Raw genomic sequence first — 13348 nt, 5'->3', positions numbered from 1 at the left:
CCGCATGTTCACATTGAAGTGGGCCTGGGCGGCCATCGCCATTGAAGTGGGGGTCTTCTTGAGCCCGCTGTTGCACCAGTCCACGCTGGGGGCGTTGCTGGCCATGCTGGCGCTGCACGCCTTGGCGAGCGCGATCGTGGCATCGGGCAGTTATGTGCTGCTGCCCCACAAGTACATGCGGCCCCGTGTGACCGTGTGGTTGCTGTTGTTTCTTTTTGCATTTGTCGCCCCCCTGATCGGTGCGGTCGGGATGCTGGCCATCATCTGGACGACCTTCCGGAAAGAGTCGCTGGATGGAGACCGTCCCGAGCCGGTGACGGTGCCCCTGCCCGAATTTGACATGCAAGCCAAGGACGTCAGCCGCAGCGGGCAAGGCTCCATTCGCTCACGCCTGAACTCGCATGTGCCCAGCGCCATCCGGCTTCAATCCCTGATGACACTGCAGGCGATCCCTACCCGGGTTGCCAATCCCATCCTGGACGAACTACTGAGTGACAACTCTGACGATGTGCGCCTCGTGGCGTTTGGCATGCTCGATGCCGAGGAAAAGAAAATCAACGCAGACATCCAGCGTGAACGTCGCCAACTCGACCAGGCGGAGAGCGACGCGCAACGCCACACCTGCTTGCGACATCTGGCAGAACTGCACTGGGAACTGATTTACGCCTCGCTGGCCCAAGGGGAACTTAAAAAGCACATCCTCAGCCAAACGCTGCAATATGTCGACGCCACCCTGGCCCTGGAGCCCGAGCCAGACGCCGCGATGCTGTTCCTCAAAGGGCGGATCTTGCTGGCCATCGGCGAATACACGCCAGCCCAAGCCGCCATTGAACACGCGATTAAGCTCGGCCACCCTTTGGTGTCTGCCGTCCCTTACGTGGCCGAGCTGGCCTACCAGCGCCGCGACTTCGCGCAAGTCAAACAATCCATGCTCCGCCTGGAGAAACTCAACGTCGCCTCCCGTACCCGGGCCGTTGTAGACATCTGGACCGGACGAGACAACTTCCCACACCGCAGTGACCGCAACTACCTCCCCCACATCTGAACCTGTACTGCCCAAGGCAGAGCAGGTCGACGTCATGCTTCTCCTGGAGGGCACCTTCCCGTTTGTGTCCGGGGGAGTGTCCAGCTGGGTCCAGCAAATCATTCTGGGCTTTCCGGACATCCGCTTCGGCGCCATTTTTCTGGGTAGCCGCAAACAGGACTACGGGCACATGCGCTACGCCTTGCCGCCCAACCTCGTCCATCTGGAAACGGCCTATCTGTATGAAGACGAGGCGCCCCCACCGATCGCACGTGTCAAGGCACCGGCCAAAAGCATGGAGCTGGTCGAGCGGATGCACGACATGTTTGAAAACGATCTGCGCCACCCCGAATGCCCGCACCTCTTCGCCAGCATGATGGACGAGGCGGGCCCCGGCGGCATGCTCAGCCAAGATATGTTTCTCTACAGCGAGGGGTCGTGGGACTACATCAAAAAAATCTACCGCAGCCGCAGCACAGACCCCTCGTTTGTCGATTACTTCTGGACCGTGCGCACCATCCACCGGCCGTTCTGGGGACTGCGGGAGGTCGCGGTCCGCGCGCCCAAAGCGCGTATCTACCATGCGGTGTCTACCGGATATGCCGGCATTCTGGGCGTCCTGCTCAAGCACCGGAACAAGCGCCCCTTCATGCTCAGTGAACATGGCATCTACGTCAAAGAGCGCAAGATCGACCTCTACCAGGCCCAGTGGATCAAGGACAACCGCAGCGTGTTTGAGCACGACCCCTCGCGTGTCAGCTACTTCCGGCAGTTGTGGATCCGTTTTTTTGAGCATCTCGGCTACGTGACGTACCACGCGGCGAACGACATCGTGGCGCTGTACGAAGCGAACCGGCAACGGCAGTTGCTCGACGGCGCGCCCGAGGAGCGCACCTCCAACATCGCCAACGGGATCGACGTGGTGAAGTTCGGTGCCTTGCGCCAAGACTGGCCGGATGGCCCGCCCCAGGTGTTGTGCCTGATTGGCCGTGTGGTGCCGATCAAAGACATCAAGACCTACATCCGCGCTGCGCGCATCATCGCCAACCGCATGCCCGGGGTGGAGGCCTGGATCGCCGGCCCCGAAGACGAGTCGCCGGAATACGCGCAAGAGTGCCGCGATCTGGTGGCCCAACTCGGGCTCGAAAACACCGTCAAATTCCTGGGATTCCAAAAGCTCACTGAGCTGCTGCCCCAAGTCGGGCTGGTGGTTCTCACTTCCATCAGCGAAGCCCTTCCCTTGGTCATTCTGGAGGGCTATGCCGCGGGCGTGCCCACCGTCAGTACCGATGTGGGCTCTTGCCGCCAACTGGTGTATGGCTTGCCGGGCGAGGATGAGGCCTTGGGCGCATCCGGGCGGGTGGTGCGGATTGCAGACCCCCAGGCCATGGCAGAAGCCACGCTCGAGCTACTGGGCGATCCGGCCGAATGGCAGCGGGCCCGCGAGTCGGGTATCCGGCGCGTCAAAAAATACTACGCACAGCACATCATGTTTGACCGCTACCGGTCGCTTTACGACAAGAACTTCGCATGGCAGGCATAGGCTTCGAACTCCGCAAACTCCTGCGAAAGCAGACCTATGCAGGTTTGCTGCAGGCCTACGCTTTCGCCGGCATCATCAGCTCCGGGCCCTGGGTGCTTTCCATCGTGGGCATCATGCTGATTGGCCTGCTGAGCGCGGGGGCGGGGGTGGCGTCGCCCCGGGTCAGTGTGTCGCAGTTTCAGGTCACGGTGACCTACCTGTTTCTGATCTCACTGATCAGCACCGGCCTGGTTCAACTGTCGTTCACCCGCTTTGTGGCGGACCGCACGTTTGCCAAAGACGAGGCCTCCATCCTGCCCAACTTCAACGGGCTGATTCTGGTGGTGATGGGCGTCAGCATGCTCGTGGCCCTGCCCTGCGTGGCGATCTTTTTCCCCGAGCAATCGGTGCTCTACCGCTTGCTGTTTGTGATGGGTTTGGGGGTCATGTCCGCGATCTGGATTGCGACTGTGTTCCTTACCGGCATGAAGCACTACCGCGCGATTGTGCTCATGTTTTTTCTGGGCTACAGCGCCACCCTAGGCCTGGCCTTGTTGCTGCGGGGGCCGCTAGGTCTGGAGGGCTTGTTGCTCGGCTTTGTTCTGGGGCACTACCTGCTCCTGATGGGCATGGTCTATCTGGTTTACCGGCACTACCAGTCGGACCGCTTTGTCGCATTTGACATCTGGAAGCGCGGCGCCATGTACACCAGCCTGATGGCCACCGGCTTCCTATTCAACCTGGGCGCGTGGATCGACAAGCTGATGTTCTGGTATTTCCCCAGCACCGGGCAGCAAGTCATCGGGCCCCTGCATGCTTCGGTGATTTACGACTTCCCGATCTTCTTGTCGTACCTGTCTGTCATCCCCGGAATGGCCATTTTTCTGGTGCGGATCGAAACCGACTTTGTGGAGTACTACGTCAAGTTCTACAACGCTGTCCGCGAGGGCGCCACGCTGGACTACATCGAGCGCATGCGCAACCACATGGTCTACCACGTGCGCCGTGGCTTGTTTGACATCGCCAAAATCCAGGGTATCGCCGTCCTCTCTACCTTTGCGGCCGGCGGCGTGGTGCTCCAAGCGCTGGGCATCTCCACCTTGTACCTGCCGCTGCTGTATGTGGATGTGGTCGGTGCCGCGCTGCAAGTGGTGCTGCTGGGGATATTGAATATTCTGTTTTACCTCGACCAGCGCCGTGCGGTGGTTTTGCTGACCGCCATGCTGCCCCTGTGCAATGCGGTGTTTACCGGCATCACCTTGCACCTGGGCGCGGCATGGTTTGGCTATGGCTTTGCGCTGGCGATGCTGGTCACCGTGCTGACCGGCATCTGGATTCTCAGCCGCAAGCTCGAGGTTCTGGAGTACGAGACCTTCATGCTCCAGTAAGGGCCGCCGTCCGCCTGCCGCCCTAGGGTTTCAGGCCTTGCGATAGCCGTCGGGGTTGCGGCTCTGCCAGCGCCAGGAGTCTTCGCACATCGACTGCAGGTTTTGCGCGGCCTGCCAGTCCAGCACGGCTTTGGCCATGGTGGCATCGGCATAACACTGGGCCACATCGCCGGGGCGGCGCGCCACCACGTCGTAGGGCACAGGCTTGCCACTGGCTTGCTCAAAAGCGCGCACTACATCCAGAACGCTGTAGCCCTGGCCGGTGCCCACATTCACGGTGAAGGTGTCAGCCCCTGCCAGGAGTTTGCGCACCGCCGCCACATGGGCCTGGGCCAAGTCTTGCACGTGGATGTAGTCGCGCACGCCGGTACCGTCGGGTGTGGCGTAGTCGCCGCCAAAGACTTGCAGGCGGGGGCGCTTGCCCACCGCAACCTGGGTCACAAAAGGCATCAGGTTATTCGGGATACCGGACGGGTCTTCTCCAATCAAGCCGCTCGGGTGGGCACCCACCGGGTTGAAATAACGCAGCACACCCGCACGCAAGGCAGGCAGCGCGGCGCACTGGGCCGCGATCATGTCCTCACACACCAGCTTGGTGTGGCCATAGGGATTGGTGTGGCTGCGCGGAAACGACTCGGTGATCGGCACCGATGCGGGGTCGCCGTAGACCGTGGCGCTGCTGGAAAACACCAACTTGTGGCAGCCGGTAGTGGCCATGGCCTGCAACAGCGCAATCGTGCTGCCAAGGTTGTTTTCAAAATACTTAAGCGGCTGGGCCACGCTTTCGCCGACTGCTTTGAAGCCTGCGAAATGGATCACCGCCTGGACCTGGTGCTGCGTCAGCAAGGCTTCCAGGGTCGCACGGTCGCGGGCATTGCCGCGCTGGAACAGCACTTCGCGCCCGGTGATTTGCTGCAGGCGCTGCAAAACCTCCGGGTCGCTGTTAGAGAAGTCATCCAGAATCAGCGGCTGGTAACCGGCCTCCACCAAGGCCACATAGGTGTGGCTGCCGATGTAGCCGGCCCCGCCAGTCAGCAAAATAGTCGTTGGTGATGTCATTTTTTTAAGCTCCCTCAAAAGTCGCGTGTGTCGGTAACACCCGAACTTTACTTGCCTTTGATGACGCTGCCACTGACACCAGCGGCGCTCACAACACCAGCAGGGCCCGGAAGTCGTTCACATTGGTGTGGGTCGGGCCGGTGGTGAACAAGTCGCCCAGCGGCTGAAAGAAACCCACCGCGTCGTTGCGGTCCAGGCAATCGCTCAAGGACACGCCAACCGCTGCTGCACGCTCCAAGGTGTCCGGGGCGACCAGCGCACCGGCGTTGTCTTCTACCCCGTCAATGCCATCGGTGTCGGCGGCCAGCGCCCAGACATTGGTCTGTGCTTGCAGGCCAAGGGCGAGCCCCATGCAGAACTCACCGGCACGTCCGCCGCGGCCCTTTGCTGAGCCTTCTCGACGCGGGCGCACGGTCACGGTGGTCTCGCCGCCGCTCAGAATCACACAGGGCTTGGCAAAGGGTTGCACTGCAGAGGCCGGCTTTTGCGCCGCCGTGCGGGCCAAGGCTGCATGTACCTTGCCCACCTCGCGGGATTCACCCTCCAGCTCATCGCTGAGGATGTAGGCATTCAGGCCCATGCTGCGGGCCAGATCGGCGGCAGCTTCGAGCGACTGCTGGGGCGCGGCGATCAGGTAGACCGTGTTGTTGGCAAACACGGCATCGCCGGGCTTGGGGGTTTCCAGCACGCCGGACTCCAGCGCTTTGAGAACTAAATCGGCCTCCAGCGCTGATGCATTCTGCGCAAGGCGCTTCAAAATTGATAGCGCGTCCGCGCAGGTGGTGGGATCCGGTACCGTGGGGCCACTGGCGATCACGCTGGGGTCGTCGCCCGGCACATCGCTGATCAGCAGCGTCACCACCTTGGCGGGATAGCAGGCTGCGGCCAAGCGCCCGCCCTTAATGGCGGACAGGTGCTTGCGCACGCAGTTCATCTCCTGAATGCTGGCGCCGCTCTCCAGCAAGAGCTTGTTGATGCGCTGCTTGAGCTCCAGACTGATGCCGCACTGCACGCCGTCCACCTCCCACTGCGCAGGCAGCGTCAGCAAGGAAGATCCGCCACCGGAGATCAGGCAAATCACCAAGTCGTCCTCGGTGAGCCCTTCGGTCAAGGCGAGGATGCGTTGGGCCGCTGCCAAGCCGGCTGCGTCAGGCACAGGGTGAGCGGCTTCCACTACTTCAATGCGGGCCGGTGCGGCGTCTGCAGGCAGGGGTGGCGTGTGGCCATAGCGCGTAACGACGAGACCCGACATCGGCAGGTCTTGGGGCCACAACGCGTCCAGCGCATGGGCCATGGCGCCACCGGCTTTGCCGGCACCCAGCACCAGCGTGCGCCCCTTGGGCGGCTCAGGCAAGTACGCACCTAGTGTGTGGGAGGGCAGCGCCTGGCGCACCGCAGCCCAGTACAGCTGGCTCAGCAACTCGCGCGGGGCCATGTCAGAGAAATGCGCAGGGGCTTGGAGATGGGTTTCAGTACTTGGCATATTCATCGCTTGATGCAAAAGTAAATGGGGCAAAATTCAGGGGCGCATAGCGCGTCAGCACAGCCCGGGATGCTCGGCAACGTGGTGCTCGCCTCTGGTGGCTCGTGCAGCCGGCCAGCGGGATTCGGCCTCGACAGGAGCCACCTTGACCGGTGGGACACTTGTTTGACGGAGAAACACATTCATGGGCACTTTGCTGATCCACAACGCGCGCGCCATCGCCACATTCGATTCGGCCACTTTCGACCACGCTGACCCGGCGCAATCCACCGAGCTGCGCAACGCTTCGATTTATATCGAGGGTAACCGTATCGCTTTTATGGGCGCCACGGCCGACCTGCCGCCACACGCGCTGGAAGCTGACGAGGTGATCCACGCGCAGCGCCATCTGGTCACCCCCGGTCTGGTGAACACCCACCACCACATGTACCAGAGCCTCACGCGGGCCATACCCGGTGTGCAAAACGCAGAGCTGTTCGGCTGGCTGCGCGGGCTGTACCCCATCTGGGCCGGCCTGACCCCCGAGATGGTGCAGGTGAGCACCCAGATCGCCATGGCGGAACTGCTGATGAGCGGCTGCACCACCAGCAGCGACCACCTCTACATCTACCCCAACGGTGTGCGGCTGGACGACAGCATTAGCGCGGCTGCCGAAATCGGCATGCGCTTTGTGGCCACGCGGGGCAGCATGAGCGTAGGCCAGAGCCAAGGCGGCCTGCCTCCGGACCGGGTGGTAGAACAAGAAGACTTCATTCTCAAAGAGAGCCAACGGCTGATCGAGCAGCACCACGATGCGAGCTGGGGCTCCATGCTGAATGTGGCACTGGCGCCCTGCTCCCCGTTCAGCGTGAGCCGCGACCTGATGCGCGAAGCCGCCCTGCTGGCCCGCAGCTTCAAGGGTCAGGGCGTACGCCTGCACACCCACCTGGCGGAGAACGACCACGACCTCGCCTACAGCCGCGAAAAGTTCGGCTGCACCCCCACCCAATATGCCCAAGACCTGGGCTGGCTGGGTGAGGACGTGTGGCACGCCCACTGCGTGAAGCTGGATGACGAGGGCATCAGCCTGTTTGCCGCCAGCCGCACCGGCGTGGCCCACTGCCCGTGCAGCAATATGCGCCTGGCCAGCGGCATCGCCCCCATCCGCAAAATGCTGAACGCCGGCGTGCCGGTAGGCCTGGGTGTGGACGGCAGTGCCAGCAATGACGCTGCCCACATGGTGAACGAGGCCCGCCAGGCCCTGCTGCTGGCCCGCGTAGGCCGCGCCATGCAGCCACCCGAGGAGCGTGTGCTGCCCACTGGCGAACGCCGCACCTTCTTCGGTTGCGATCTGGGCCCGGCCGAGATGACCGCGCGGGATGCCCTGAGCGTAGCCACCCGGGGCGGCGCGCAAGTACTGGGCCGCAAAGACATCGGCCACCTTGCAGTGGGCATGTGTGCGGACCTGGTGCTGTTTGACCTGGACACGCTGGGCTTTGCCGGTGGCGCAGTTCATGACCCGGTCGGCAGCCTGCTGCTGTGTGCCAGTCCGCAGGCGGACTACACGGTCGTCAACGGCAAAGTGGTGGTGCGCGAGGGCCACTTGGATACGGTAGATCTCGGCCCGCTGATGGAGCGCCACAACCGGCTGGCGCTGCAGCTGGCTGCGGCTGCAGTCCACTGACCTCACCTGCGCAGTAGCTAAAGGCATTAGCGCGGATTTGCTCCTGAAATAGGAGCTGCTCGCGCAATATCGACGGGCGCTAGAGGCCAATTCAAGCCTCAACGTACGAGGCAGGGACGCTTGGGGTCGAACTTCCAGCCGGGGATCAGGTACTGCATGGCCATCGCATCATTACGTGCGCCCAAGCCGTGCTGCAAGTAGAGCTGATGGGCTTTTTCCACTTCGACCATGTCCAGCTCCACACCCAAACCAGGCGTGGTGGGCACCGCAATCTGTCCGCCCACAATCTGCAGCGGGTCTTGGGTCAGGCGCTGGCCGTCCTGCCAGATCCAGTGCGTATCAATGGCCGTCACCTTGCCCGGTGCAGCGGCCGCCACATGGGTGAACATGGCCAGCGACACGTCAAAGTGGTTGTTGGAATGCGAACCCCAGGTCAGACCCCAGGTTTGGCAGACCTGCGCCACCCGCACCGAACCTTGCATGGTCCAGAAATGCGGGTCGGCCAAGGGAATGTCCACCGACTGCAAGGCCAGCGAATGCGCCAGCTCGCGCCAGTCGGTGGCAATCATGTTGGTGGCAGTGGGCAGGCCGGTGGCGCGGCGGAACTCGGCCACGACTTCGCGACCGGAGAACACGCCTTCTGCACCGCAGGGGTCTTCGGCGTAGGCCATCACGCCATGCAAGTCGCGGCACAGGCGCACCGCGTCATTCAACAGCCATCCACCGTTCGGGTCCAAGGTGATGCGGGCTTGCGGGAAGCGGGCATGCAGGGCGCGTATGGCCTCCACTTCTTCCTCGCCGCGCAGCACACCGCCCTTGAGCTTGAAATCCAGAAAGCCATAGCGCGCATAGGCGGCTTCTGCCAAGCGCACTACGCCGTCCGCGTCCATGGCTTTCTCGTGGCGCAGGCGCTTCCAGTCATCTGCCTGATCCGGCTCGCTGATGTAGGGCAAGTCAGTCTTCTGGCGGTCGCCCACATAGAACAGGTAGCCCAGCACCGCGACGCTGCTGCGTTGTTGGCCATCGCCCAGCAAGGCCGCCACCGGCACACCCAAGAATTTGCCCAGCAAATCGAGCAAGGCACTTTCCACGGCGGTGACTGCGTGAATCGCCACGCGGAGGTCAAAGGTCTGCAGGCCACGGCCCTCGCTGTCGCGGGCGGCAAAGGCTTCGCGCATGCGGTTCAGGATGGCGTTGTAGTTGCCAATGGATTGGCCTACTACCAAAGAGGCAGCGTCTTCGAGGGTCTGGCGGATCTTCTCGCCGCCGGGCACTTCGCCCACACCGGTGTTACCGCTGCTGTCGGTCAGGATGACGATGTTGCGGGTAAAGAAAGGCGCGTGGGCACCACTCAGGTTCATCAACATTCCGTCATGGCCGGCAACCGGGATGACGCGCAGCGCAGTCACCACAGGGGTGCCGCGCACAGAGGGTTTTTCAGACGGGGTCATGGTCAATCTCCTTAGCGGGGCGCTCGATATGAAAGGATGGGTGGCGCCCCTACATATAGGACATCATACAACTAAACCGCGTCGACCTGCGATTTTCTCAAACGGTCCTTGCTGTTCGCCAAGTGGGTGCGCATGGCGGCGCGGGCCGCATCCGCGTCCTGATTGCGGATGGCGTTGAAGATGTATTCATGCTCACCATGCACCCGCCGCAGGTACGCCAAGCGCCCTTCCGGCGCACTGCTCGCGGTGTTGATGCGGGTGCGCGGAATGATCATGGTGCCCAGGTACGTCATCAGGTCGGCAAAATGACGGTTACCAGTGGACTTGGCGACTTCCATATGGAAACTGAAGTCAGAAGGCACCGCATCCGAGTCCTCTTCGATCGACTTTTGGAACGCATCCAGCATAGCTTGCATGGCCTGCAAATTGGCCTCCGTGCGGCGCTGTGCCGCCAGGCCCGCCGCCTCGGTTTCCAGCGAAATCCTTAGCTCTAGCAGGGCAATCACATCTGCGACAGTGGCGAAATCCACATCAGCGATCTGAAAGTTGCCACTGCTCTGCGGTGCCAGTGCGAAGGTGCCCACACCGTGGCGGGTCTCTACCAAGCGGTTGGCTTGCAGGCGCGAAATGGCTTCGCGCACCACGGTGCGGCTGACATCAAAACGGCCCATGATTTCTGACTCGGTGGGCAGTTTGTCGCCGGGTTGGATCGCGCCTTCGCGGATGCTGGCGGCCAGACTTTCGACCACTTCATTTACCAAGCCTTTGGCGCGGCGCGGGCGCAAAACGTCGGTCGCCTCCGGTGTTGCACCAGACGCTGCAATTGTTCTAGGGGTTTGCACTAGGTCCATGGAAAAGTCCTTGACGCGGTCTGAGACGATGACCACAATTTAACACATCAGACAACATACAACTGACAATTCAGCTCTCTATTTCATGACCATTAAAGTACACCACACTTTGCTGATGACCGGCGCTGCAGGCGGCTTGGGCACTGCCATGCGCGACCGTTTGAAGGCCAATTGCGAGGTCTTGCGCCTCTCTGACCGCAGCGATTTCGGCGCTGCCCGTGCCGGCGAAGAGGTGGTGCTGGCTGACCTGGCCGATGCAGCAGCGGTTGATGCGATGGTCAAAGGCGTGAACGCCATCGTCCATTTCGGCGGCATCTCGCTGGAGGGCCCGTTCGAGCCCATTCTGCAAGCCAACATTTTGGGCGTCTACAACCTGTACGAAGCAGCCCGTAAGCATGGCGTGAAGCGGGTGGTGTTTGCCAGCTCCAACCATGTGACCGGCTTTTACAAGCAGAGCGAAACCATCACCCTGAACCACCCTGCCCGCCCCGACAGCCTGTACGGCGTGAGCAAGGCTTTTGGCGAAGACCTGTCCCGCATGTATTTCGACCGCTACGGTATCGAGACGGCCTGCGTGCGCATCGGATCTTCGTTTGCCGAGCCGCGCGACCGCCGCATGTTGGCCAGCTGGCTGAGTTTTGACGACCTGCACCGTTTGGTGACTGCTTGCCTGACCACGCCGGTGCTGGGGCACACCGCGATCTTCGGCATGTCGGATAACGCGGTCACTTGGTACGACAACAGCGCCGCCCGCCATGTGGGCTATGTGCCGCAGGACAGTTCCGACCCGTTCCGCGAGGCGGTCTACGCCCGCACGCTCGAACCTGATGTGACCGATCCTGCCGTGATTTACCAAGGCGGCGGCTTCTTGTTCCAGGGCGAGCCGATGACGGCGCACCTGCCACCCAAGAAAACCGCTTGAGGTGTCTGTGTCTGTTCACACCCCTGCCGTAGAGGCCATCAGCATCAGCCGCGACAAAGTGGGCGAGAGCCCCGTCTGGTCCGTGGCTAACCAGTGCATTTATTGGGTCGACATTGAAGGCCCGTTCATTCACCGGTTGAACTGGGGCAACCGCCACCAAAGCACCTGGACACTGCCGGAGCGCGTGGGCTGCATCGCCATGACGGAGCGCGGCACTCTGATTGCCGCCATGGAGACGGGCATTTTTGAAGTCACCTTGAGTGACCCACCCGTCGCGCACCTCAGCCTGTTGGCCAGCGTGACCCATCCGCACCCGAGCATGCGCTTCAATGACGGTCGCTGCGACCACCACGGCCGCTTCTGGGCGGGCACCATGGTCCGCGACATGGGGCTTGCCAGCCCCGCCGGCGGCATCTACGGCCTGGACGAGAGCGGACTGCGTGGCCCGGTGCTGGAGGGTTACATCACCCCCAACGGCATGGCCTTCAGCCCGGATGGCACGACCGCGTATTTGTCAGATTCGCACCCCAGCCGCCAACAGATCTGGAAACACTCTTTCGACACCGCCACCGGCAACTGGGGCCCGCAAGCCGCTTGGGTCGACATGCAAGCCCTGCCCGGCCGGCCCGATGGCGCAGCGGTAGATGCAGAAGGCTGCTACTGGATCTGCGGCAACGACGCAGGCCAGATCCACCGCTTCAGCCCAGAGGGCACGTTGTTGCAGTCGGTCGCCGTGCCGGTGAGCAAGCCGGCCATGTGCGCCTTTGGCGGGCCTGAGCTGCGCCACCTGTTTGTTACATCCATCCGCCCTGCCAGCCCCGCTCCCGGCTTCGATGCCACGCTGGACGGCGCCTTGCTGGTCTTGGAGCCTGGCGTGCAGGGCCTGCCCGAACCCTTGTTTTCCCGTTTTCCCGTCCGTTAACCCCAAACCAATCCCCATAGAGGAGACAACATGAAACTGGTACCTACCGTCCTGGCCGCTGCAGTGGCTGTTTTGAGCCTGACAGCACACGCCACAGAGTTCAAGTCCGCCGACATCCATAACTCGGACGACTACCCCACCGTTACCGCAGTCAAGTTCATGAGTGAAGAACTCAAAAAAGCCACCGGCGGCAAGCACAGCATCAAGGTGTTCAACAAAGGTGCTCTGGGCACCGAAAAAGAAACCATTGACCAGGTGAAGATCGGCGCGCTGGACATGGTGCGCGTGAATATCAGCCCGATGAACTCGGTATGTGCCAAGACCAATATCCCGGTGCTGCCTTTCCTGTTCCGCTCGGTGGATCACCTGCACAAAGTGCTGGACGGCCCGATCGGTGAAGAAATCGCCAAGGACTGCGAAGCGCAAGGCTTTGTGCTGCTGGCCTACTACGACTCCGGCGCGCGCTCGATCTACAGCAAGAAGCCCATCAAGTCGGTGGCCGACACCAAGGGTCTGAAGATCCGCGTGCAGCAGTCTGACCTGTGGGTCGCACTGACAGCCGCGATGGGCGCCAACCCCACCCCCATGCCTTTCGGTGAGGTCATGACCGCCCTGAAGACCGGCATTATTGACGCGGCAGAAAACAACTACCCCTCTTACGGCTCCGGCAGCCGCCACTTTGAAGCGGCCAAGTTCTACAACAAGACCGAACACTCGATGGCTCCCGAAGTGCTCTTGTTCTCCAAGATTGCCTGGGACAAGCTGCCCAAAGCCGAGCAAGACCAGGTCCGCGCAGCAGCCAAGGCATCGGTCGCTTTCAACCGCACCGCCTGGGCGGCCTATGAGAAGAAAGAATTCGACATGGTGAAGGCTGCCGGCGTCGAGATCGTGGAAGTGGACAAAAAGTCCTTCCAGGACGTCATGGGCCCTGTGTATGACAAGTTCGCCAGCACCCCTGACATGAAGCGCCTGGTGAAGGCCGTGCAAGACACGAAGTAATTCGCGTCTGTGCCACCTCTCGGCCTGAGGGCCGGGAGGTTTTCTTTCTTCACCGGAGCTCCCC

Annotated in this window: 11 protein-coding genes; 7 read left to right on the top strand and 4 right to left on the bottom strand. The window is 62.0% G+C overall.

Features of this window, described 5'->3' with window-relative positions; genetic code table 11:
* Positions 1 to 4 precede the first annotated feature (4 nt).
* The 3 genes from RAE21_RS01745 to pelG are packed head-to-tail and all read left to right on the top strand — an operon-like array spanning position 5 to position 3934.
* Positions 5 to 1045, top strand: a complete 1041-nt coding sequence (locus tag RAE21_RS01745; protein ID WP_313879869.1) for a tetratricopeptide repeat protein — start codon at positions 5 to 7, stop codon at positions 1043 to 1045.
* Positions 1017 to 2567 (top strand): GT4 family glycosyltransferase PelF, encoded by a 1551-nt coding sequence (gene pelF, locus RAE21_RS01740; protein WP_313879868.1) that lies wholly within the window; start codon positions 1017 to 1019, stop codon positions 2565 to 2567. The genes RAE21_RS01745 and pelF overlap by 29 nt, the downstream gene beginning before the upstream one ends.
* Positions 2555 to 3934 (top strand): exopolysaccharide Pel transporter PelG, encoded by a 1380-nt coding sequence (gene pelG / locus RAE21_RS01735; RefSeq protein WP_313879867.1) that lies wholly within the window; start codon positions 2555 to 2557, stop codon positions 3932 to 3934. Before pelF ends, pelG begins: the two co-directional genes overlap by 13 nt.
* Positions 3935 to 3964: 30 nt before the next feature.
* Here the strand turns inward: pelG and galE are convergent, their stop codons facing one another.
* Both galE and RAE21_RS01725 read right to left on the bottom strand, forming a co-directional pair.
* Complete coding sequence (gene galE, locus RAE21_RS01730; RefSeq protein WP_313879866.1) at positions 3965 to 4993, bottom strand: UDP-glucose 4-epimerase GalE; 1029 nt, start codon at positions 4991 to 4993, stop codon at positions 3965 to 3967.
* 88 nt (positions 4994 to 5081) lie between these two features.
* Positions 5082 to 6482 (bottom strand): glycerate kinase type-2 family protein, encoded by a 1401-nt coding sequence (locus RAE21_RS01725; protein WP_428983952.1) that lies wholly within the window; start codon positions 6480 to 6482, stop codon positions 5082 to 5084.
* Between the two features lie 178 nt (positions 6483 to 6660).
* Between RAE21_RS01725 and RAE21_RS01720 the strand changes: the two genes are divergently transcribed.
* Positions 6661 to 8139 carry an 8-oxoguanine deaminase gene (locus RAE21_RS01720; RefSeq protein ID WP_313879865.1) on the top strand — a complete coding sequence of 493 codons (1479 nt, stop codon included), beginning with the start codon at positions 6661 to 6663 and terminating at the stop codon, positions 8137 to 8139.
* Between the two features lie 98 nt (positions 8140 to 8237).
* On the opposite strand, the gene gudD is transcribed toward RAE21_RS01720, so the two are convergent.
* Positions 8238 to 9590: a glucarate dehydratase gene (gene gudD / locus RAE21_RS01715; RefSeq protein WP_313879864.1), complete on the bottom strand. Its 1353-nt coding sequence runs from the start codon at positions 9588 to 9590 to the stop codon at positions 8238 to 8240.
* Between the two features lie 71 nt (positions 9591 to 9661).
* Positions 9662 to 10441: a FadR/GntR family transcriptional regulator gene (locus RAE21_RS01710; RefSeq protein WP_313873864.1), complete on the bottom strand. Its 780-nt coding sequence runs from the start codon at positions 10439 to 10441 to the stop codon at positions 9662 to 9664.
* A gap of 85 nt (positions 10442 to 10526) precedes the next feature.
* On the opposite strand from RAE21_RS01710, the gene RAE21_RS01705 reads away from it, so the two are divergent.
* From RAE21_RS01705 to RAE21_RS01695, 3 genes are read left to right on the top strand one after another with little or no spacing between them, the layout of a single operon-like run.
* Positions 10527 to 11363, top strand: a complete 837-nt coding sequence (locus RAE21_RS01705) for an NAD-dependent epimerase/dehydratase family protein (RefSeq protein ID WP_313879863.1) — start codon at positions 10527 to 10529, stop codon at positions 11361 to 11363.
* Between the two features lie 7 nt (positions 11364 to 11370).
* A complete protein-coding gene (locus tag RAE21_RS01700; RefSeq protein ID WP_313879862.1) occupies positions 11371 to 12285 on the top strand; it encodes an SMP-30/gluconolactonase/LRE family protein in 915 nt (304 codons plus the stop codon).
* A gap of 30 nt (positions 12286 to 12315) precedes the next feature.
* Complete coding sequence (locus RAE21_RS01695; RefSeq protein ID WP_313879861.1) at positions 12316 to 13284, top strand: TRAP transporter substrate-binding protein; 969 nt, start codon at positions 12316 to 12318, stop codon at positions 13282 to 13284.
* Positions 13285 to 13348: the final 64 nt, after the last annotated feature.

Origin of the sequence: Rhodoferax potami (assembly GCF_032193765.1) — a bacterium.
GTDB lineage: Bacteria > Pseudomonadota > Gammaproteobacteria > Burkholderiales > Burkholderiaceae_C > Allorhodoferax > Allorhodoferax potami.
This window is presented reverse-complemented; position numbering and strand designations above follow the sequence as displayed.

Excerpts from the sequence above, each read along its gene's own strand:
- RAE21_RS01745 (WP_313879869.1), top strand. The coding sequence starts at position 5 with ATGTTCACATTGAAGTGGGCCTGGGCGGCCATCGCCATTGAAGTGGGG.
- pelG (WP_313879867.1), top strand. The coding sequence starts at position 2,555 with ATGGCAGGCATAGGCTTCGAACTCCGCAAACTCCTGCGAAAGCAGACC.
- galE (WP_313879866.1), bottom strand. The coding sequence starts at position 4,993 with ATGACATCACCAACGACTATTTTGCTGACTGGCGGGGCCGGCTACATC.
- RAE21_RS01725 (WP_428983952.1), bottom strand. The coding sequence starts at position 6,482 with ATGAATATGCCAAGTACTGAAACCCATCTCCAAGCCCCTGCGCATTTC.
- RAE21_RS01720 (WP_313879865.1), top strand. The coding sequence starts at position 6,661 with ATGGGCACTTTGCTGATCCACAACGCGCGCGCCATCGCCACATTCGAT.
- gudD (WP_313879864.1), bottom strand. The coding sequence starts at position 9,590 with ATGACCCCGTCTGAAAAACCCTCTGTGCGCGGCACCCCTGTGGTGACT.
- RAE21_RS01710 (WP_313873864.1), bottom strand. The coding sequence starts at position 10,441 with ATGGACCTAGTGCAAACCCCTAGAACAATTGCAGCGTCTGGTGCAACA.
- RAE21_RS01705 (WP_313879863.1), top strand. The coding sequence starts at position 10,527 with ATGACCATTAAAGTACACCACACTTTGCTGATGACCGGCGCTGCAGGC.
- RAE21_RS01695 (WP_313879861.1), top strand. The coding sequence starts at position 12,316 with ATGAAACTGGTACCTACCGTCCTGGCCGCTGCAGTGGCTGTTTTGAGC.